This window comes from Campylobacter massiliensis (assembly GCF_014253065.1).
Classification (GTDB): domain Bacteria; phylum Campylobacterota; class Campylobacteria; order Campylobacterales; family Campylobacteraceae; genus Campylobacter_A; species Campylobacter_A massiliensis.
Genome location: NZ_JACLZK010000001.1, coordinates 1,269,571 through 1,285,754 on the forward strand (window position 1 = coordinate 1,269,571; position 16,184 = coordinate 1,285,754).

Sequence of the window (16,184 nt, forward strand, 5' to 3'; positions counted from 1 at the left end):
AAGGAAGCCGATGGCAAAAGAAAAAGAAGAGAAAAAGATAGTCCCGCCGACAAACGATTCGGACAAGAAAAAGGCCTTAGACGCGGCTTTAAAGCAGATAGATAAAGCATTTGGCAAGGGCACGCTGATCCGCCTTGGCGACAAGCAAGTCGAGGCGATAGACAGCATCTCGACCGGCTCGCTAGGACTTGACCTAGCCCTTGGTATAGGCGGTATCCCAAAGGGCCGTATCATCGAGGTTTACGGACCTGAGAGCTCGGGTAAAACGACTCTGACGCTACACATCATCGCCGAAGCGCAAAAAGCGGGAGCCACGTGCGCCTTTATCGACGCCGAGCACGCTCTGGACGTGAAATACGCGGCAAATTTGGGCGTAGATACCGAAAATCTTTACGTCAGTCAGCCCGACTTCGGCGAACAGGCGCTTGAGATCGTAGAAAATCTCGCTAGAAGCGGCGCGGTCGAGCTTATCGTAGTCGATAGCGTCGCGGCTCTAACGCCAAAAAGCGAGATCGAGGGTGACATGGGCGATCAGCACGTAGGCTTGCAAGCGCGACTTATGAGCCAAGCGCTGCGCAAACTCGCTGGCGTCGTGCACAAGATGAACACGACCGTGATCTTTATCAACCAAATTCGTATGAAAATCGGCGCGATGGGTTACGGCACGCCTGAGACCACTACGGGCGGTAACGCGCTTAAATTTTACGCATCCGTGCGCCTAGACGTGCGAAAAATCGCCACTCTAAAACAAAACGAAGAGCCTATCGGCAACCGCACGAAGGTAAAAGTCGTGAAAAACAAGGTCGCGCCTCCGTTTAAAACGGCGGAATTCGACATAATGTTCGGCGAGGGTATCAGTCGCGACGGCGAGATCATCGACTACGGCGTGAAGCTCGATATCATCGACAAAAGCGGCGCGTGGTTTAGCTACAAAGCCGCTAAAATCGGCCAAGGCCGCGAAAACGCAAAAGCCTATCTCAAAGAGCACTCGGAGATCTCCGACGAGATCGTAGCGACGATAAAAAGCTCGATCGGCCTAGATAAGCTAATAAGCGGTGCGGGCGGCAAAGATAGCGACGACGAAAGCGAAAGCATAGAAGAAAATACGGAGGAATAAAATAATGGTATTTATAGAAGACGTAACGGCGATAGAAGTACTCGATAGCCGCGGCAACCCGACAGTAAAAGCTACGGTAGCTCTAAGCGACGGCACCGTAGCAAGCGCGATAGTCCCAAGCGGCGCAAGCACGGGTAAACGCGAGGCGCTGGAACTTCGCGATAAGGACGAAAGATACTGCGGCAAGGGCGTGCTAAAGGCGGTAGAAAACGTAAATTCGCAGATCGCCGAAGCCGTGATCGGGCTGGATGCCTTCGATCAAAAGGCGCTTGATGACGAGATGCGCGAGCTTGACGGCACCGATAACTACTCGAATTTGGGCGCAAACGCGGTGCTTGGCGTATCTATGGCGGTAGCGCGCGCGGCGGCAAAGAGCCTTGACGTGCCTTTGTACCGCTATCTGGGCGGCGCAAACGCTAGAGTGCTACCCGTGCCGATGTTTAATATCATCAACGGCGGCGCGCACGCGAACAACAGCGTGGATTTTCAAGAATTTATGATTATGCCGTTTGGATTTGATAAATTTAGCGACGCGCTGCGAGCGGCGACTGAGATTTACCACACGCTAAAAGGCCTTCTAAACGCGGCAGGCCATAGCACGGCGGTCGGCGACGAGGGCGGATTCGCGCCGAATTTAAACGATAACGAAGAGCCGATCAAACTAATCATGCAGGCCATCGAAAAAGCAGGCTACAAGGCAGGCGAGCAGATCAAGCTAGCCCTTGACGTCGCGGCCAGCGAGCTGTACGAAAACGGCAAATATAAGCTAGAGGGCAAGGAATTTAGCAGCGAAGAGCTGATAGAGCGATATGCGCAGCTTTGCGAGAAGTATCCGATATTTTCGATCGAGGACGGCCTAAGCGAGGACGACTGGGCGGGCTGGGCGAAGCTAACGAGCAAGCTTGGCTCTAAGGTGCAGCTCGTGGGCGACGATCTTTTCGTAACGAACGAGAAAATTTTGCGCGAAGGTATCGCCAAGGGCGTAGCTAACGCGATTTTAATAAAGCCAAATCAAATCGGCACAGTTAGCCAAACCATGCAGACGATCCGCCTAGCGCAACGCAAAGGCTACCGCTGCGTGATGAGCCACAGAAGCGGCGAGAGCGAGGATAGCTTTATCGCGGACTTCGCCGTCGCGATGAATACGGGCCAAATCAAAACGGGCGCGACCTCAAGAAGCGAACGCAACGCCAAATACAACCGCCTGCTCGAGATCGAGCGCGAGACGGACGAGTTTTTGGGAAATCAAATTTGAGCGAAGTCCTAGACGAATACGTCGAGAAAAAGCCGTTTGATTTCAGGCTTTTTCTCAGATTTACGCTTATAGCGTTTTGCGTGATATGTTTTGGTATCTACGTGGGCAACATAATCTTCGGCAAGCGCTCGCTAGACGTGATGCTAAGCCTGCAAGAGCAAAAAACGCAGCTAGAACGCGACGTCGAAACGCTAAAAAAACAAAACGCCCAGCTGCAAAAGGCGTATTTCGAGCTAAAAGAGCTTGAGCCGGGCGGCGGCTGATTAGTCGGAAAATTTAAAAAACGGGGGAGTTATGAAAATCGGTAAAATTTGGCTTTTGGCGCTGGCCTGCGGGCTGGCTTTTGGCAGAGAAAATCCTTTTGCGCCCTCGGGCGACGTAAACGCGAGCATGGTTAGTAGCAACGTCGTGGAAAATTTGCCACCTTTTGAAAAGCAGAGTTTCAAATTTCCCGCCGACGCTAGAAACTTCATCTCCGTCACGCTAAAATACAAAAGCTTAGACGGCAGCATCAAGGAAAAAACCGTCGACATAAACAAAAGCATCTCATGGCAGGATGAGTTTTTGCTAAGCAAGATCGCAGTGCCCGTCGTCGTAGAAAAGCCCGACGTCTCGGTCACTAAAGAGGAACCAAAAGCCGCTGCGATAGACGTCGCGCCAAAGCCTACCGAGCGCAACATGACCACGCAGGAGCCGCTAAAAGACATCGTCATCAAGCCTCTTGAAAAGCCGCAACCGCAAAAGCAAATCGTCTATAAGCAGACGAAATTCGAGATCTATCCGATGCAGATAAAAATCCTCACAACCGACGAGAAGCTAAAGGACTACTCGATCGACAAAGGCACCAAGGTCGTGATCGACTTCGCCTCGCAAACGGACGTAAATACCAGAAAAGACGAGCTTGACTGCGGTGCGTTTAAAACGGCTCTTTTTGGCTCGCACGGCAAATTCTACCGCGTAGTTTTTGATCTCGACGGCAGCTATAAACACGAGATCGAAAAGACGCAGGACGGGTATCTGTTAAAGCTTTCTAGATAAATTTGATTTTTGCGCGCCGAGCTTTCGGCGTGTAAATTTACAGCGATAAATTTCTCGCGACGAGGGGTAAATTTGAGCCTTTGTCGCGTTTTGTTTTTTAAATTCGGCTTTTAAATTTAGCCGAATTTGCCTTTATTTAAATTTCCCCGCATTTTTCAAATTTATCGCCCTCCAAATTCACTCAAATTTAACCGCCATTTGGCTAATATTTCGCAAATTTAACGAAGCAAAAAGGATCAAATTTGCACACCTTGCTAAAAATATTTAAAACAGTTTTATACGCCGCGCTATTTTTAGGACTTTATCTTTTAGCTGATAAGTACGGACTGTTTGCTAAATTTATCGACTAAATTTGTCGGCTCGGCTTTGCCAAATAAATTTTGAGTCGAGAGTCGGATGTTAAATTTAATTGCTTTGTTTGGATAGGCGATATTTATAAATATTCATCCAAAAATATAACGCCTATTTCTTTATCCAACTTTTCGCAATCGCAAAACGATTTCCAATTTATTTTGCCTCCCGTCGATAGGTTCGGAAACATATTGTAGTAATAGTTATGATACTCCCTTTTGTATGCGATTATCTCGGATGTTTTATTGTTTATCAGCTTAAATTCGGTAGCGATGAGAAAATTTGAGCTAAATTTATCTAGCTTAATCTCGTCAAATATTGCGGTATAGTTTATTTTAGGCATTTTATCTTTCGTAGTTATGATTTTATTTGACTCTATCATCTTGACGATTCTGGCTTTGATATCTTTATAGTGCGACGACTTTTCTCCTAGCTCTTGCTTGACTTCTTGCACTATCTTGTCGTATTCGTCTTGATTTTTCTCGTAATGATATATGGCAACGTTTCCATCGGGCAAATTTAATGCTAAAGTTTTTAAACTGACGCCGTTTAAATATTGACCTATCATAAATTCATGCGTTGTTTCTCCGTAGCCGTAAATTTCTTGTCTTTCAAAATAAATACTTTCCGGATACTCGACCGTCTCCTTTATAAAAGCCTTTGGAGCGGTAGCGCAGTAATATGCCCCAAGAATGTTTGTGATGATGATGTCGTAGGTCGGAATCAAAAATAGCGCGGCCGCTACTATGCCTCTGATCCAAATTTTCTTAGCGTATTTTACGGTAATAACCATAACTACGGTACTAACTGCCAAGTAAGGAATAACGTAAAAAAGTAAGATTATTATACCCATAGCGTATCCTTTTTAGTTGTCGCCAAAACAGAGACGATACGTTTTGCCTCGTGCCTAAAATATATAGGTCAATAAAGCCCGCAACTGCTTTAAATTTGACCGCTCGCGTCTTTTGTAAATCATTGATAAAATGATAGTGCCGTAAGGCTTAAGGTGGAGTTAAATTTGAGCTTCGGCAAGTGCTAGTAGTCAAATTTGACGCTTGTTTTTATGAATTATAATATCGTAAATTTAACCTCGCAAGTCATTTTTTGTGATAAATTTGCTCCAAATTCGAACCTAAATTCAAAACAAAATTTAACCGCGCCAAAGTTGCCCGCGCATTTACCGCAAAATAATCGGCCGTCAAATTCACTCGTTTTATAAAATGAAACTAAAATTTCAAATCTAATTTAGATATTTTAAAAACAAATTTCGGTAATATTGCGCTAGGTAAAAATTTTATCCGAAAGGAGCTGTTATGAGCGGTATTGCTCTCATCGTCTGCTTCGTCATCGCGGTCGTCGTTATGATCGTGCTGATTTCTAAGTTCGGGGTTCACCCCTTTATAGCGATCATGCTCGTTTCGCTAGCTCTAGCCGTCGTCGCGGGCATCGACCTGGTCAAGGTTCCCGCGATCATCGGAGAGGGATTTAGCGGGATATTTAAAAGCATAGGCATCGTCATCATCCTAGGCGCGCTCATCGGTATGGCGCTAGAAAAGACGGGTGCGGCGCTAAAGCTGGCCGACATGGTCGTGCGCTGCGTAGGCGACAAGCGCCCCGAGCTAGCCATGCTCATCATGGGCTGGATCGTTGGTATCCCGGTCTTTTGCGATAGTGGCTTCGTCGTACTCGATCCGATCCGCCGCGCGATAAAGGAAAAAATCGGCGCCAACCCCGTAGCTATGGCGGTCGCGCTCTCGTGCGGCCTATACACCTCGCACGTGTTTATACCGCCGACTCCAGGCCCGATAGCGGCTGCCGGACTAGTTGGCGTAGGCCACAACCTGCTACTAGTCATCGCCGTGGGCGCGGTCGTTTCGATACCGGTTCTCATCGCGGGTTATCTTTTTGCTAAAACTATCGGCACAAAAGTGAGCCTAAAAGAGGATCTCGTAGACGTGGGCAAGAGCTACGACGAGATCATCAAAGAGCACGGTAAGCTGCCTTGCGCGTTTTTGAGCTTGGCGCCGATTTTTATGCCGATTTTGCTGATGGCGCTGGGTTCGGTCGTCTCGATACTAAAGCTAAAAGGCTCGTTTGCAAATTTCGTTTTATTTTTAGGCAACCCAATCATCGCGCTCGGCGTTGGAGTGCTATTTGCCGTTATCTTGCTGGCTAAAACGGGCAAGCTTGGCGAATTTAACCTCATGACTAACGAAACGCTAAAGATCGTCGGACCGATCCTTTTCATCACGGCTGCGGGCGGCGTGCTGGGTAACGTCATCGCTAAAGCGGGCTTTGTCGAGTTTATGAAGGCAAACGCCCATCTCATCGGCACCGTGGGCATATTTTTCCCATTTGTCATCTCGGCTATCATCAAGACCGCTCAGGGCAGCTCGACCGTGGCGCTTACGACGACGGCCTCTATCATGGGGCTTTTCACCGATAGCGGCTCGATGATGAGCGCGCTGGGGCTAACTAGCGAGATGGGCGCGGTGCTAACGGTGATGGCGATTGCTGCGGGCGCGATGACGGTTTCGCACGCTAACGATAGCTACTTCTGGGTCGTTACGAACTTTAGCAAGATGTCGCCGGAGCAGGGCTACAAGACCCAGACGATGCTTACCTTTATAATGGGTATCGTGGGTATGGCGACAGTTTGGGTAGCGTCGCTGATTTTACTGTAAATTTGACGGCTAAATTTGAGTGCGGTTTTGGCGTGACGAGACTGCACTCTTTACGGTATGAACGGTAAATTTTCAAATTTGTCCGCCCAGACCCGCATCTTGAAAATGTTAAATTTGGTTTGGTTAAATTTAGCGTTGCACATTAAATTTAATCTTGCTTGTTAAGGGGGTAGGGGCTTGAATTACGGTCTACTTGCAGTTGTGATGCAAAGCCGAAGCAAAAGAGTTCCCCTGCTCCATTTAATTCCCTCCCCCTACGACGTGAGAGGTTGCCGCACTGCGGCCCAGGTTTATGTGGCGCTATCGCGCCGCGCGTTTTTAAATTAGCAATGAAGCTAAATTCGGCTCGCGATTTAAAACTAAATTTGATAAAATCAGACCGTAAAATTTAAGGCGAAGTATTTTTTCTTTAGACGAGGCAGAAATAAGCCGAGCGAGGACGCATACAAGTAGTATGTAACCGAGCTTCGGCGAAATTTCTAACGAAGTATAAAGGAAAAAGACAAGCCGCTAACAAAAAAGGAAAACAGATGAAAATATTAATAGCAATCGACTCTTTTAAAGGCTCTCTGAGCTCTCTCGAGGCCGGCAACGCCGTAAAAGAGGGTCTCAAAGCCCTAGCCGGCGAGACCGATGAAGTGGTGGTTAAACCCATCGCGGACGGCGGCGAGGGTAGCGTGGTGGCGCTAGCGGATGCGCTAGATGGCGAGTTTATCGACGTCATCGTGCAAAATCCTCTCGGCGAAAAAATCCCCGCCAGATACGCGCTAGCAGGCGAGTTGGGCATCCTCGAGATGGCGTCTTCTAGCGGGCTCATGCTGGTGGAAAAAGAGCGTCGAAACCCAATGAAAACGAGCACTTACGGCTTTGGGCAGATGATTTTGCATGCTATTAGCAAGGGCGCGCGTAAATTTATCGTCGGTATCGGCGGCAGCGCGACGAACGATGCGGGTACGGGCATGCTAAGCGCGCTGGGATACGAGTTTTTTGACGAAAACGGCGAGCTGCTCGAGGGTAAAGGCGAAAACCTCATAAAAATCACCAAAATCTCAAACAAAAACGTAGTGTCCGAGCTGCAAGAGTGCGAATTCCTCGTGGCTTGCGACGTGGATAATCCGCTCTTTGGCAAAAACGGCGCGGCCTACGTTTACGGCCCGCAAAAAGGCGCGGACGAGCAGATGGTAAAGGATCTAGACGCTGGCCTTATAAGCTTTGCGAGCGCGACGAGCGAGCACTTTTCGAGCGAATTTTGGAACTTCAAGGGCGCGGGCGCGGCAGGCGGGCTAGGGTACGGGTTTGTGAGCTACCTAAACGCCAAACTAAAGCCCGGCATCGACATCATCATGGAGGAAATCCGCCTCGAAGAGGACGTGAAAAACGCTGATCTAATCATCACCGGCGAAGGGCGACTGGACTTTCAAAGCTCGATGGGCAAGACACCGACCGGAGTGGCGAAGATCGCCAAAAAATACGGCAAACCCGTCATTGCGCTAGCGGGCAGCGTGTCGCCTTGCGCGGGCGGCTGTAACGAAAACGGCATCGATGCGTTTTTTAGCGTATTAAATGAGCCAGTGAGCCTAGAGGAGGCGATGGATAAGCAAACCGCGACGCGCAATCTCAAAATGACCGCAGAGCAGGCATTGAGGCTATATTTGCTAGGGCGTAAGGGGTAAATTTACGTTTTGATACGGCGGTTTTTTCGGCAAATTTATCTATTTGCCGGCTTGAGCTTTGTTTGCTCGGCATGATTAGCGAGTCTGAGCGAACGTTTTGCATTTTACCGCATTTTTGCCTTTCGACGCGGTAGTTTCTCTAATTTTTCAAATTTGAGATCATGCTTTGTCGCTGCGAGTCCGTAAATTTATCTAGTAAATCAATAAAATTCGCGACGGTAAAAACAAATTTTAGTTTGAGTTTTTGCCGTGCGGATTTTGCGCCGAGTCGTAGCGCGAGCCTAAATTTAAAAAATCTAGGCTAAAAACCCAAAATTTAACAAGCTAAAGCCCGAAAACAGGCTTTAGGCTTATTTTGGGGATTATTTTTCTTTGGCTTCGACTTTGATCTCTAGCTCGACTTTGTCAGATAGCGTGATCTCTGAGGTATCCAGCCCGATCTCAAAGAGCTTGCGTTTCGTCTCGCCCTCTAGGCTAAAGCCGATTTTTTCCTTGCCGTTTTTATCCGCAGTAAAGCCGCCAAGCTCGAATTTTAGCACCACGGGCTTAGTTACGCCGTGCATCGTGAGCGTGCCCACGACCTTGCCTTCCGTGTCGCTTTCTTTCTCAAATTTGACCATTTTGTAGGTGATTTTGTCAAATTTGGCCGCGTTGAAAAAATCCGCGCTTCGTAGGTGTTCGTCGCGTTTGTTGTTTTGCGTATTTACCGAGGCGGTCTCGATGGTGGCCTCGAGTGTTTTGAGCTCTTTGGCGTCCTTGTCGTAGTCGATCACGGCGTCAAATTTGCCGAAATTTCCGCTGACTTTTGATATGCTTAGGTGCTTGATCTTAAAGCCGACGTTGCTGTGCACCGGGTCGATCTCGTAGACTGCGGCGTTTGCGAAGCTTGCTGCCAGCGCTACCGCTAGCGAAAATTTGATTAGTTTTTTCATTTTTTCTCCTTGTGATTTAGGTTTGAAAGTGTATTTTAAAAAAGTAAATATATAACTTTTTCGCAACATTTTGAGAAAAATTTGAGTTACTTGGCTTGCCGCTTTAAGATCGTGCGATAAACAATCAGGCTAAATTTAGCCCAAAATTTCCCCGACGAAAAACAGCACCGACATCGCAAACGTGCAGAGCGCGACGACCTTTAGCTGTCCGTCGAAGTCGCGGCATTCACGCACCCGCGAAACGAAAAATAGGTGCCAAATAAGTGGCGCAAAGCTAATTACGTAGAGTAGTTTTACGCCCGGCTCGCCCCGCAAAAGCGAGTAGCAGAGCATCAGACCCGCTCCGCCCGCGATTAGCGCGTAGTGGTAGCGTTTAGCCGCGCGCAGTCCGATACGAACGGGGACCGTGCGCTTGCCCTTGAGCGCGTCGTTTTGGATGTCGCGCATGTTGTTTAGATTTAGCACGGCGGTGCTTAGCATCCCGCATGCGCACGCCGGCAGTAGCAGCGCCGCATCGAGCGAACGCGCGTATAAAAAGTACGAACCCAGCACGCTAAGTAACCCAAAAAATAAAAACACGAAAACGTCGCCAAGCCCCTTGTAGCCGTATGCGCCGGCGCCCACGGTGTAACGGATCGCCGCGTATATCGACGCGCCGCCCAGTGCCAAAAATAGCAGCACGAGATAAAACCGCTCGCCAAACGCCAAAACGCTCAGCGCGAGGCTCGAAAATGCCGAAAGTAGCGCCGTAGCGACGATGACGCGCTTCATCTCGGCCGCGCTCATCTGCCCCGTTTGTATCGCGCGACGCGGCCCCAGTCTGCCCTCGTCGTCGGTGCCCTTTACTGCGTCGCCGTAGTCGTTGGCATAGTCGCTTAGAACCTGAAACAGCAGCGTCGTAAGCAGCGCCAGCGCAAAAATATCGGCTCTAAACGCGCCCGCGCCGTATGCCGCGCCGCTACCGAGCAATACGCCCGAGACGCTAAGCGGCAGAGATCTAAGGCGCGCGGATGCGTAAAGAGCTTTTGCGGTTATCATTTTTTTTGCCTTTTTATTTTTAAGTTTATACGCCGAATTTGTGGCAAATTTGAGCTCAAATTTAGCACCCGAATGCAAAAAATAATATAAATTTGACCCGGATTGCGAGTGAAATTTGTAAATTAGGAGTTAAAATTTGCAGCGGTTATCGCTGTATTTAGAGTTTTTAAAGTTAGTTAAATTTGCCGCTAAAGCCGCTTGCGCTTAAATTTATCAAATTTTCGCCGTTTCTCGCCAAAACTCAAGCGCCTTATCATCGTCAGCCTGGACGAATTTAGCGATTTTTTCTGCGCAAGGCACGGTCTTTTTACTTAGTCGCGCGATATCGATACTAGCAAGCGCTCTAAAAAATCTCTCAAAATCGCTCGCAACGCGCCTGCCGCAAAGCTCTTCGTCTCCAAGCAGCCACGCATAAATCGAACCGTCCGCGCAATCAAGCAAAAAAATCCACGGATCGCCCACGGCAAAAACTATCAAATTTGCAGGACGCGTCTCGCCTGGCCACCATTTGCCGCCGTATTCGTCGGTGCCGTTTAGCCGCACAAGCTCGCCCGCGTAGTCTCCTTTGGCACCAAAGCGTACGTTGCAAACTTCAAATTCGCCCAAGTCAAATTTGCAAACCAGACGCAAAAACGCAAGCGGAAATTTGACGCCGAGAGTTTCTTGCGCTTTTTCTATCGCCTGCATAGACGCGCTAGAGTCGCATTGCGGCGACAGTCTCATGCCCGTTATGCCCTCTTGCTCCAGAGGTAGGTAGATCTCGTCTAGCTTGCGAGCGATTTGGTCTAACTCTAAAAACACGTCTTTTTCCGCATCTAGTTTATCTGAGATTTTTTGTTTCTGTTTTTATGATTTCGCCGTTTTCGCCGTAAAATTTCGTAGTCGCCGCGCCCGCTTTTGCGTCGGTTACGACCTCTTTTACGAGCTCGCCTTTTTCGTTAAATTCCTTTTGTATTTTAACCGCTTCGTTTAGCGGCTTACCGAGCGATAAGCGCTGGTCTATCACGCTTTTTAGCTTGCCGCTCGGGTAGAAAAACTCAAAAAGCAGCGGGTCGCCGCCTAGCTGGTATATGCGGCTATTTAGGCGTCCGCTGTCGTCGTATTTTTCAAAAGTCGTTTCTTTTTTGCCCGTTCGAACGCTAATGAATTCCTTATACGACGGTTTGCCGTCTTTACGGTATTCGGCTATGTTATTTTCGGTAAAAAAGCCTAAATTTGCGTCGAAGCGTTTTGTTTTTCGGTACAGTTTTAGCACCTCGCCCGCGTCAAAATCCTCCAGCAGCTCTTTTTCTAGCCCGCTCCACAGGCACCTTTCGGCCGTGAACGCAGGCGCGTTTCGGTGCTCTTTTGAGTACACTTCAAGTAGCACCCAGCGCTCGTTTTTGCGGACGACGAGCGAGATTTTTAGCTTCGTAGAGGGATCATCGGGGATCTTGCGCTTGTACTTCTCGTCCGCCTCGTCGATGACGTAGCGATTTAGCTGCGCGCCGCTCGCGTCTAGCCGGGTGATGTAGAGTCTGTTACGTATTTGCCGCCTGCTTGCAGTGAGGTCGCGCAGGTCAAAACGATAAAAAGCTTTAATAAATTTTTCATCTATCTCCTTAGGTTTTGCGCTTGCGTTGCGGCGGCGATTTTTGACTGTAACCTTGCGTAAATTTAAAGGATCGCGCCGCGCCTAAAATTCGCAAATTTGATCCTTGCTTTATTATGCGTATATTTTGCAAACAAGCGCCCGCTCGTCAAATTTGCCCGCTTGTCGGTTCGGTCAAATTTGACTTATCGCTTTTGGCCGTTTTGCCGCGATTTTTACCTTGCCTGCGCCGCTTGAGCGCGCTAGCCTTTTACTTCAAAATCGCAAAGCCGATACCGACTTTGTCGGTGTGGCGGTTGTAGTCGATGAGGCTCTCGCCGTATCCCGTGAAGTACTTCACGTAGCCGTAAACGCCGCTCTTGCCAAACGGAAACAGCCAGCCAAGCTCGCCCGCGCCGCGGTTGGTTTTATCAAAATGCAGGTTGTTTCGCACCATCGCCGTAAAGACGTGACCGCGGTAAGGCAGGGCGAAATTTATATCCATGTTGCTGAGGTATTTTTCGATGTCGGGATTGTCGTCGCTGCCTTTGCTCTCTGGTATGCGCGCCCACGCTCGCGGGATCACGACTAGGCTACCTGCGTAAAGTTTAGCCTCGAGATATACGCGGTTCCATGAGCGCGACTTCTCGCCGCCTTGGCCGTTACTCTCGTGCAAAAGTCCCGCGCGTAGGTAATCAAGGCTCGGTAGCGCCTCAAATCTCATCGGAACGGTCACGAAAATCTCGGGGCGGTAGTTGGTTTCACGAAACGGCGTAGAGCTCTTGGCCGTCTGCCACCACGAGCTTTGCGAGTAGCCTGCAGAGATCGTTTCGTTCATGTCAAACACGTCGTAAAATAGCGGCTTTTGCAGGCTGATCTGAAAAGCGGTCTCAAATCTACGCCTACCCTCGACGTCGTTAAATGCGTAGGTTGCGGGCAAGAGGTAGTTTAAATGGTGCATTTTTAAGCCCAAAATTTCATCCACGTCGTATGCCTCGCCGCTCTCAAATTTCGCTTTCGGGCGCTCTTTGGAGGCGATCTTTTGCTCCTCTACGGGCGCGTCCGCTACGCTATCTGAGGGCGCAATCACGGAGCGCTCCATGGCAGCCGTTTCGCCGTCCTCGTCCGTAAATATCGCCTTTTTGGCCGCCAGCTTATAAAGCTGAAGGGCTCTTGTTTTGTCGCCTTCGTATTCGAGCTTTGCGGCGGCTTCGTAGAGGCGTTTGGCTTCGTCTTTGGCTGTCGGTTCGGCCGAATTTTCGGCTGGATTTTCTGGCTGCGGGGCTAAATTTTGCTTCGCCGTTTCCGCATGAGCGGCTAGGGCTAAATTTAACAAAATCGCCGATAAAACGATAATTTTTTTCATATTTTTCCTTCTTTTAAGGCTTGTTCGTAATCTGCTTGATAGTTGATGTTAAAAAACTCGTCTTCGCGCGCGAATTTTACGATCTTGCAGCGGCAGCGGCTACGTAAAAGCCCGATCTTGTGCTCGCCCGCGGCAAAAAGCTCGCCCGCGTCGTCCGCTAAATCCCCGCTAAAAAATCCGCAAAGCGAGTGCGTATGCGACTCGTCCGCGGCGATGACCATATCGTATTCGCCGGCAAATTTATATAGCTCGCGCACGCACTCTTCGCTAACAAAAGGCATATCGGCCGGGACGATAAAGACGCTTTCGTTTGGGAAATTTTTAAGGATACTGTAAAGAGCTAGCATCGGAGAAAAGGCGTCCGGACTCAAATTTGCCGTATCTTGCACGCAAATTTGAGCTGAGTTTGGCGTGGTGTCGTTTTTATCGCTTACCGCGTTCAAATTTGACTGAGAGATCTCGTCTGCGCCGGCGTCTTTGATGAGCGGCAGGGGTGGGTTAAATTTTTCAAATTTAGAGCTAACGAATACGCGCTCGAAAATCCGCCCGAATTTATGCGCTCCGTAGTGCGTGAGCGTCGCAAATCCGCCAAAAGGCAGCAGCGTTTTGTCGCGGCCCATTCGCGAGCTTTTGCCGCCGGCCAAGATGACGCATGTTTTCATTTTTTTCCTTAAGCAAAATTATAAGGCTAACTTTAGCTAAAAACGGCTTTGATTTACCAAAATGCGCCCGCCGCACCCCAAAAAATAGTATAATACGGACTTTAAAGGAGAGAAAATGAGCGAGAAAAATTTACAAATTTTAGGCTGGATAGGCACGTGCCTGTCGGTTATCATGTATATTTCTTATATCCCGCAGATAATGGGCAACCTTGACGGCAACAAGACGCCTTTTATCCAGCCTCTAGCCGCAGCGATAAACTGCACGATCTGGACTAGCTACGGTCTGCTAAAAGCCAAGAGAGACTATCCGCTAGCTGCTGCGAATTTGCCGGGGATAATTTTTGGCCTTTTGGCAACGATAACGGCGTTTTAAGGGGCAATAGCGAGTCTTACTAATTGGGCACTAAAAGCAGAATGTTTATAACTCTTTTGCTATTGCGGTTAATTTTTCTTTAATTTTATTGCCTTTTAAACCCAATAAAGAGATTATTTTTGTTAGTTCCTCTATTATCTCTTTCATGTTTTTATCATCATTGTCTGAGGTTCTAAGTCTTGTTGTGGTAAGTGGAATAAATTCCTGATATGTGATCATAAAATCTTTGTAGTCTTCTTGTAGCTCTGGCGCATAGAAACTAATTAGTAGGTGTAATTTGCTAGTATCTATTTTCGGACTTTCTATGCTTAAATTTGGGTTTATCAATAAAGATGCCTTGTAATGTAATCCTCCTAAAATATCACCAATTATAATAAACGCTTCCTCTAGCTTTTGTCGCCTGAGTTTATTTTTGTCTTTTTTATTAGTGATCCAGACATGCACACATTGTGCACCGATTGTCAAAAGTGCACCAAGGATAATCTTTATTGCATCTGCCCATAAATTGTCCACAGGATACTCCATATAAATGTTTATAAATCGCGCGGGTCGGCAATTTTGCCTGCGACGGCACTAGCTGCGGCTACGGCAGAATTCGCCAGATACACCTCGCTCGTGCGATCGCCCATACGGCCGACGAAGTTTCTGTTCGTCGTGCTCACGCAGCGCTCGCCCACGCCCAAAATCCCCATATATCCGCCCAGGCACGCGCCGCAGGTTGGATTTGAGACGACCGCGCCAGCCTCGGCAAATATGTCCATCAGCCCCTCTTTTTGCGCTTGCAGGGCGATCTTTTGCGTCGCAGGCGTGATGATGAGGCGGGTTTTGCGAGCTACCTTGCGGCCTTTTAGGATTTCAGCCGCGATGCGTAGATCGCTTAGCCTGCCGTTCGTGCAGCTACCGATAAAGGCCTGATCGATAGCGATATCGTCTCTGACGGCCTCGCGCACGCTCTTGCCGTTGCTAGGTAGAAACGGATATGCGATCACGGGATCGAGCTTGCTAACGTCGATCTCTAAAATTTGCTCGTAGTTTGCGCCCTCGTCGGAGTAGTGCAGCTTCGGCTCGGCGCGTAAGGTTTTGCCTTTCAAAAACTCTTTCGTGGTTTCATCGACCGCGATGATACCGCTTTTTCCGCCGGCCTCGATCGCCATGTTACACATGCTAAAACGCCCGTCCATATCGAGGTTCTCTATCGTCTCGCCCGTAAACTCCAGCGCCTTATACAGCGCGCCGTCTACGCCGATGCGGCGGATGATCTCTAGGATGAGGTCCTTGCCGTAGACGTGGCGGTCTAGCTTGCCGCGAAAGATCACTTTGATAGTGGGCGGCACCTTAAACCAGTTTTTGCCCGTTATCATCGCGTAGGCTAGGTCGGTGCTACCCATGCCCGTGGCAAAGGCTCCCAGCGCGCCGTGGGTACAGGTGTGGCTATCGGCGCCGATGATGACGTCGCCAGGCACTACGAGTCCTTTTTCGGGCAAAAGCGCGTGCTCGATGCCCATGTCCTTTTCATCGAAATAGTTTTTCAAATCGTGCTTATACGCAAAATCGCGGCTGATTTTGGCTTGGTTGGCGCTTAGGATGTCTTTTGCCGGGATGTAGTGGTCCATCACGACGCTAAAGCCGTCCGGATTAGCTAGCCTTGTCGCGCCGCTTCGCTCAAACTGCTTGATGGAGATAGGAGTCGTGATGTCGTTGCCGATGACCATGTCGATGTCGCTTTCGATGATCTCGCCCGCGAAAACCTCGCGCCCTACGTGCTCGCTGAAAATCTTTTCGGTGATGGTTTGCTTTGAGTTTTGCATAAATTTTCCTTTTTTGCGGATGCCGCGCGTTTTAAAATTTAGCGATTCTAGCGAAAAATGGATAAAAAGAGATTGAGATTAAAATTTGAGCGTTGCAAATGCGAACTCGGTTCGGCTAAATAGCGCAGTGCGCCGCGGATTTAAAACCGAATTCGGCGTTTTTGGGATGCGGATTTTGGCGAGTCAAATTTGAAGCGGAAATTTGCAAATTTGATTAAATTTGACTTCAAATTCGAGCGCAAAACGATAAGGCGAAGTATTTTTTTTTGCTAGACAAGGCGGAATTTAAATTTTAAGCGTAGGCTAGACCTCTGCTT

At 48.7% G+C, this 16,184-nt stretch carries 16 protein-coding genes; 7 read left to right on the top strand and 9 right to left on the bottom strand.

The window, feature by feature from the left end; genetic code table 11:
• The first annotated feature begins 10 nt into the window (after positions 1-10).
• Genes recA through H7R39_RS06120 form a run of 4 tightly spaced genes read left to right on the top strand, consistent with a single transcriptional unit; the run spans position 11 to position 3,410 of the window.
• On the top strand, positions 11-1,117 hold the full coding sequence (gene recA / locus H7R39_RS06105; RefSeq protein WP_185898387.1) for a recombinase RecA: 1,107 nt from the start codon (positions 11-13) through the stop codon (positions 1,115-1,117).
• Positions 1,118-1,121: 4 nt separating this feature from the next.
• Positions 1,122-2,372 carry a phosphopyruvate hydratase gene (eno, locus tag H7R39_RS06110; protein WP_185898388.1) on the top strand — a complete coding sequence of 417 codons (1,251 nt, stop codon included), beginning with the start codon at positions 1,122-1,124 and terminating at the stop codon, positions 2,370-2,372.
• Complete coding sequence (locus H7R39_RS06115) at positions 2,369-2,635, top strand: FtsB family cell division protein (protein WP_185898389.1); 267 nt, start codon at positions 2,369-2,371, stop codon at positions 2,633-2,635. The genes eno and H7R39_RS06115 overlap by 4 nt, the downstream gene beginning before the upstream one ends.
• Before the next feature lie 31 nt (positions 2,636-2,666).
• Positions 2,667-3,410, top strand: a complete 744-nt coding sequence (locus tag H7R39_RS06120; RefSeq protein WP_185898390.1) for an AMIN domain-containing protein — start codon at positions 2,667-2,669, stop codon at positions 3,408-3,410.
• 433 nt (positions 3,411-3,843) lie between these two features.
• On the opposite strand, the gene H7R39_RS06125 is transcribed toward H7R39_RS06120, so the two are convergent.
• Positions 3,844-4,614, bottom strand: coding sequence for a hypothetical protein (locus H7R39_RS06125; RefSeq protein ID WP_185898391.1), 771 nt, complete (start codon positions 4,612-4,614; stop codon positions 3,844-3,846).
• Between the two features lie 460 nt (positions 4,615-5,074).
• On the opposite strand from H7R39_RS06125, the gene H7R39_RS06130 reads away from it, so the two are divergent.
• Together H7R39_RS06130 and H7R39_RS06135 are read left to right on the top strand one after the other, a co-directional pair.
• Entirely contained in the window at positions 5,075-6,445 is a 1,371-nt protein-coding gene (locus H7R39_RS06130) for a GntP family permease (RefSeq protein WP_185898392.1), read from the top strand.
• 530 nt (positions 6,446-6,975) lie between these two features.
• A complete protein-coding gene (locus tag H7R39_RS06135) occupies positions 6,976-8,118 on the top strand; it encodes a glycerate kinase family protein (protein ID WP_185898393.1) in 1,143 nt (380 codons plus the stop codon).
• A gap of 362 nt (positions 8,119-8,480) precedes the next feature.
• On the opposite strand, the gene H7R39_RS06140 is transcribed toward H7R39_RS06135, so the two are convergent.
• The 6 genes from H7R39_RS06140 to mobA form a co-directional block, all read right to left on the bottom strand.
• On the bottom strand, positions 8,481-9,050 hold the full coding sequence (locus H7R39_RS06140) for a YceI family protein (RefSeq protein WP_185898394.1): 570 nt from the start codon (positions 9,048-9,050) through the stop codon (positions 8,481-8,483).
• A 135-nt stretch (positions 9,051-9,185) separates the two neighbouring features.
• Positions 9,186-10,088, bottom strand: a complete 903-nt coding sequence (gene menA, locus H7R39_RS06145; protein ID WP_185898395.1) for a 1,4-dihydroxy-2-naphthoate octaprenyltransferase — start codon at positions 10,086-10,088, stop codon at positions 9,186-9,188.
• Positions 10,089-10,301: 213 nt separating this feature from the next.
• Positions 10,302-10,889: an SMI1/KNR4 family protein gene (locus H7R39_RS06150; protein ID WP_323874595.1), complete on the bottom strand. Its 588-nt coding sequence runs from the start codon at positions 10,887-10,889 to the stop codon at positions 10,302-10,304.
• A gap of 19 nt (positions 10,890-10,908) precedes the next feature.
• A complete protein-coding gene (locus tag H7R39_RS06155; protein ID WP_185898396.1) occupies positions 10,909-11,457 on the bottom strand; it encodes a hypothetical protein in 549 nt (182 codons plus the stop codon).
• Between the two features lie 472 nt (positions 11,458-11,929).
• On the bottom strand, positions 11,930-13,024 hold the full coding sequence (locus H7R39_RS06160; protein WP_185898397.1) for a phospholipase A: 1,095 nt from the start codon (positions 13,022-13,024) through the stop codon (positions 11,930-11,932).
• Positions 13,021-13,686: a molybdenum cofactor guanylyltransferase gene (gene mobA / locus H7R39_RS06165; RefSeq protein ID WP_185898398.1), complete on the bottom strand. Its 666-nt coding sequence runs from the start codon at positions 13,684-13,686 to the stop codon at positions 13,021-13,023. Before mobA ends, H7R39_RS06160 begins: the two co-directional genes overlap by 4 nt.
• A 115-nt stretch (positions 13,687-13,801) precedes the next feature.
• Here mobA and H7R39_RS06170 point away from each other — a divergent pair, with 115 nt between their 5' ends.
• Positions 13,802-14,059, top strand: a complete 258-nt coding sequence (locus H7R39_RS06170; protein ID WP_122862418.1) for a SemiSWEET family transporter — start codon at positions 13,802-13,804, stop codon at positions 14,057-14,059.
• Between the two features lie 45 nt (positions 14,060-14,104).
• Here the strand turns inward: H7R39_RS06170 and H7R39_RS06175 are convergent, their stop codons facing one another.
• Positions 14,105-14,572 (bottom strand): hypothetical protein, encoded by a 468-nt coding sequence (locus tag H7R39_RS06175; RefSeq protein ID WP_185898399.1) that lies wholly within the window; start codon positions 14,570-14,572, stop codon positions 14,105-14,107.
• 20 nt (positions 14,573-14,592) lie between these two features.
• Positions 14,593-15,867, bottom strand: a complete 1,275-nt coding sequence (gene leuC / locus H7R39_RS06180) for a 3-isopropylmalate dehydratase large subunit (RefSeq protein WP_185898400.1) — start codon at positions 15,865-15,867, stop codon at positions 14,593-14,595.
• Positions 15,868-16,184: the final 317 nt, after the last annotated feature.

What these genes read in the sequence shown, in the direction of transcription:
- recA (WP_185898387.1), top strand. Translation starts at nt 11, where the DNA reads ATGGCAAAAGAAAAAGAAGAGAAAAAGATAGTCCCGCCGACAAACGAT.
- eno (WP_185898388.1), top strand. Translation starts at nt 1,122, where the DNA reads ATGGTATTTATAGAAGACGTAACGGCGATAGAAGTACTCGATAGCCGC.
- H7R39_RS06120 (WP_185898390.1), top strand. Translation starts at nt 2,667, where the DNA reads ATGAAAATCGGTAAAATTTGGCTTTTGGCGCTGGCCTGCGGGCTGGCT.
- H7R39_RS06125 (WP_185898391.1), bottom strand. Translation starts at nt 4,614, where the DNA reads ATGGGTATAATAATCTTACTTTTTTACGTTATTCCTTACTTGGCAGTT.
- H7R39_RS06130 (WP_185898392.1), top strand. Translation starts at nt 5,075, where the DNA reads ATGAGCGGTATTGCTCTCATCGTCTGCTTCGTCATCGCGGTCGTCGTT.
- H7R39_RS06135 (WP_185898393.1), top strand. Translation starts at nt 6,976, where the DNA reads ATGAAAATATTAATAGCAATCGACTCTTTTAAAGGCTCTCTGAGCTCT.
- H7R39_RS06140 (WP_185898394.1), bottom strand. Translation starts at nt 9,050, where the DNA reads ATGAAAAAACTAATCAAATTTTCGCTAGCGGTAGCGCTGGCAGCAAGC.
- menA (WP_185898395.1), bottom strand. Translation starts at nt 10,088, where the DNA reads ATGATAACCGCAAAAGCTCTTTACGCATCCGCGCGCCTTAGATCTCTG.
- H7R39_RS06160 (WP_185898397.1), bottom strand. Translation starts at nt 13,024, where the DNA reads ATGAAAAAAATTATCGTTTTATCGGCGATTTTGTTAAATTTAGCCCTA.
- mobA (WP_185898398.1), bottom strand. Translation starts at nt 13,686, where the DNA reads ATGAAAACATGCGTCATCTTGGCCGGCGGCAAAAGCTCGCGAATGGGC.
- H7R39_RS06170 (WP_122862418.1), top strand. Translation starts at nt 13,802, where the DNA reads ATGAGCGAGAAAAATTTACAAATTTTAGGCTGGATAGGCACGTGCCTG.
- leuC (WP_185898400.1), bottom strand. Translation starts at nt 15,867, where the DNA reads ATGCAAAACTCAAAGCAAACCATCACCGAAAAGATTTTCAGCGAGCAC.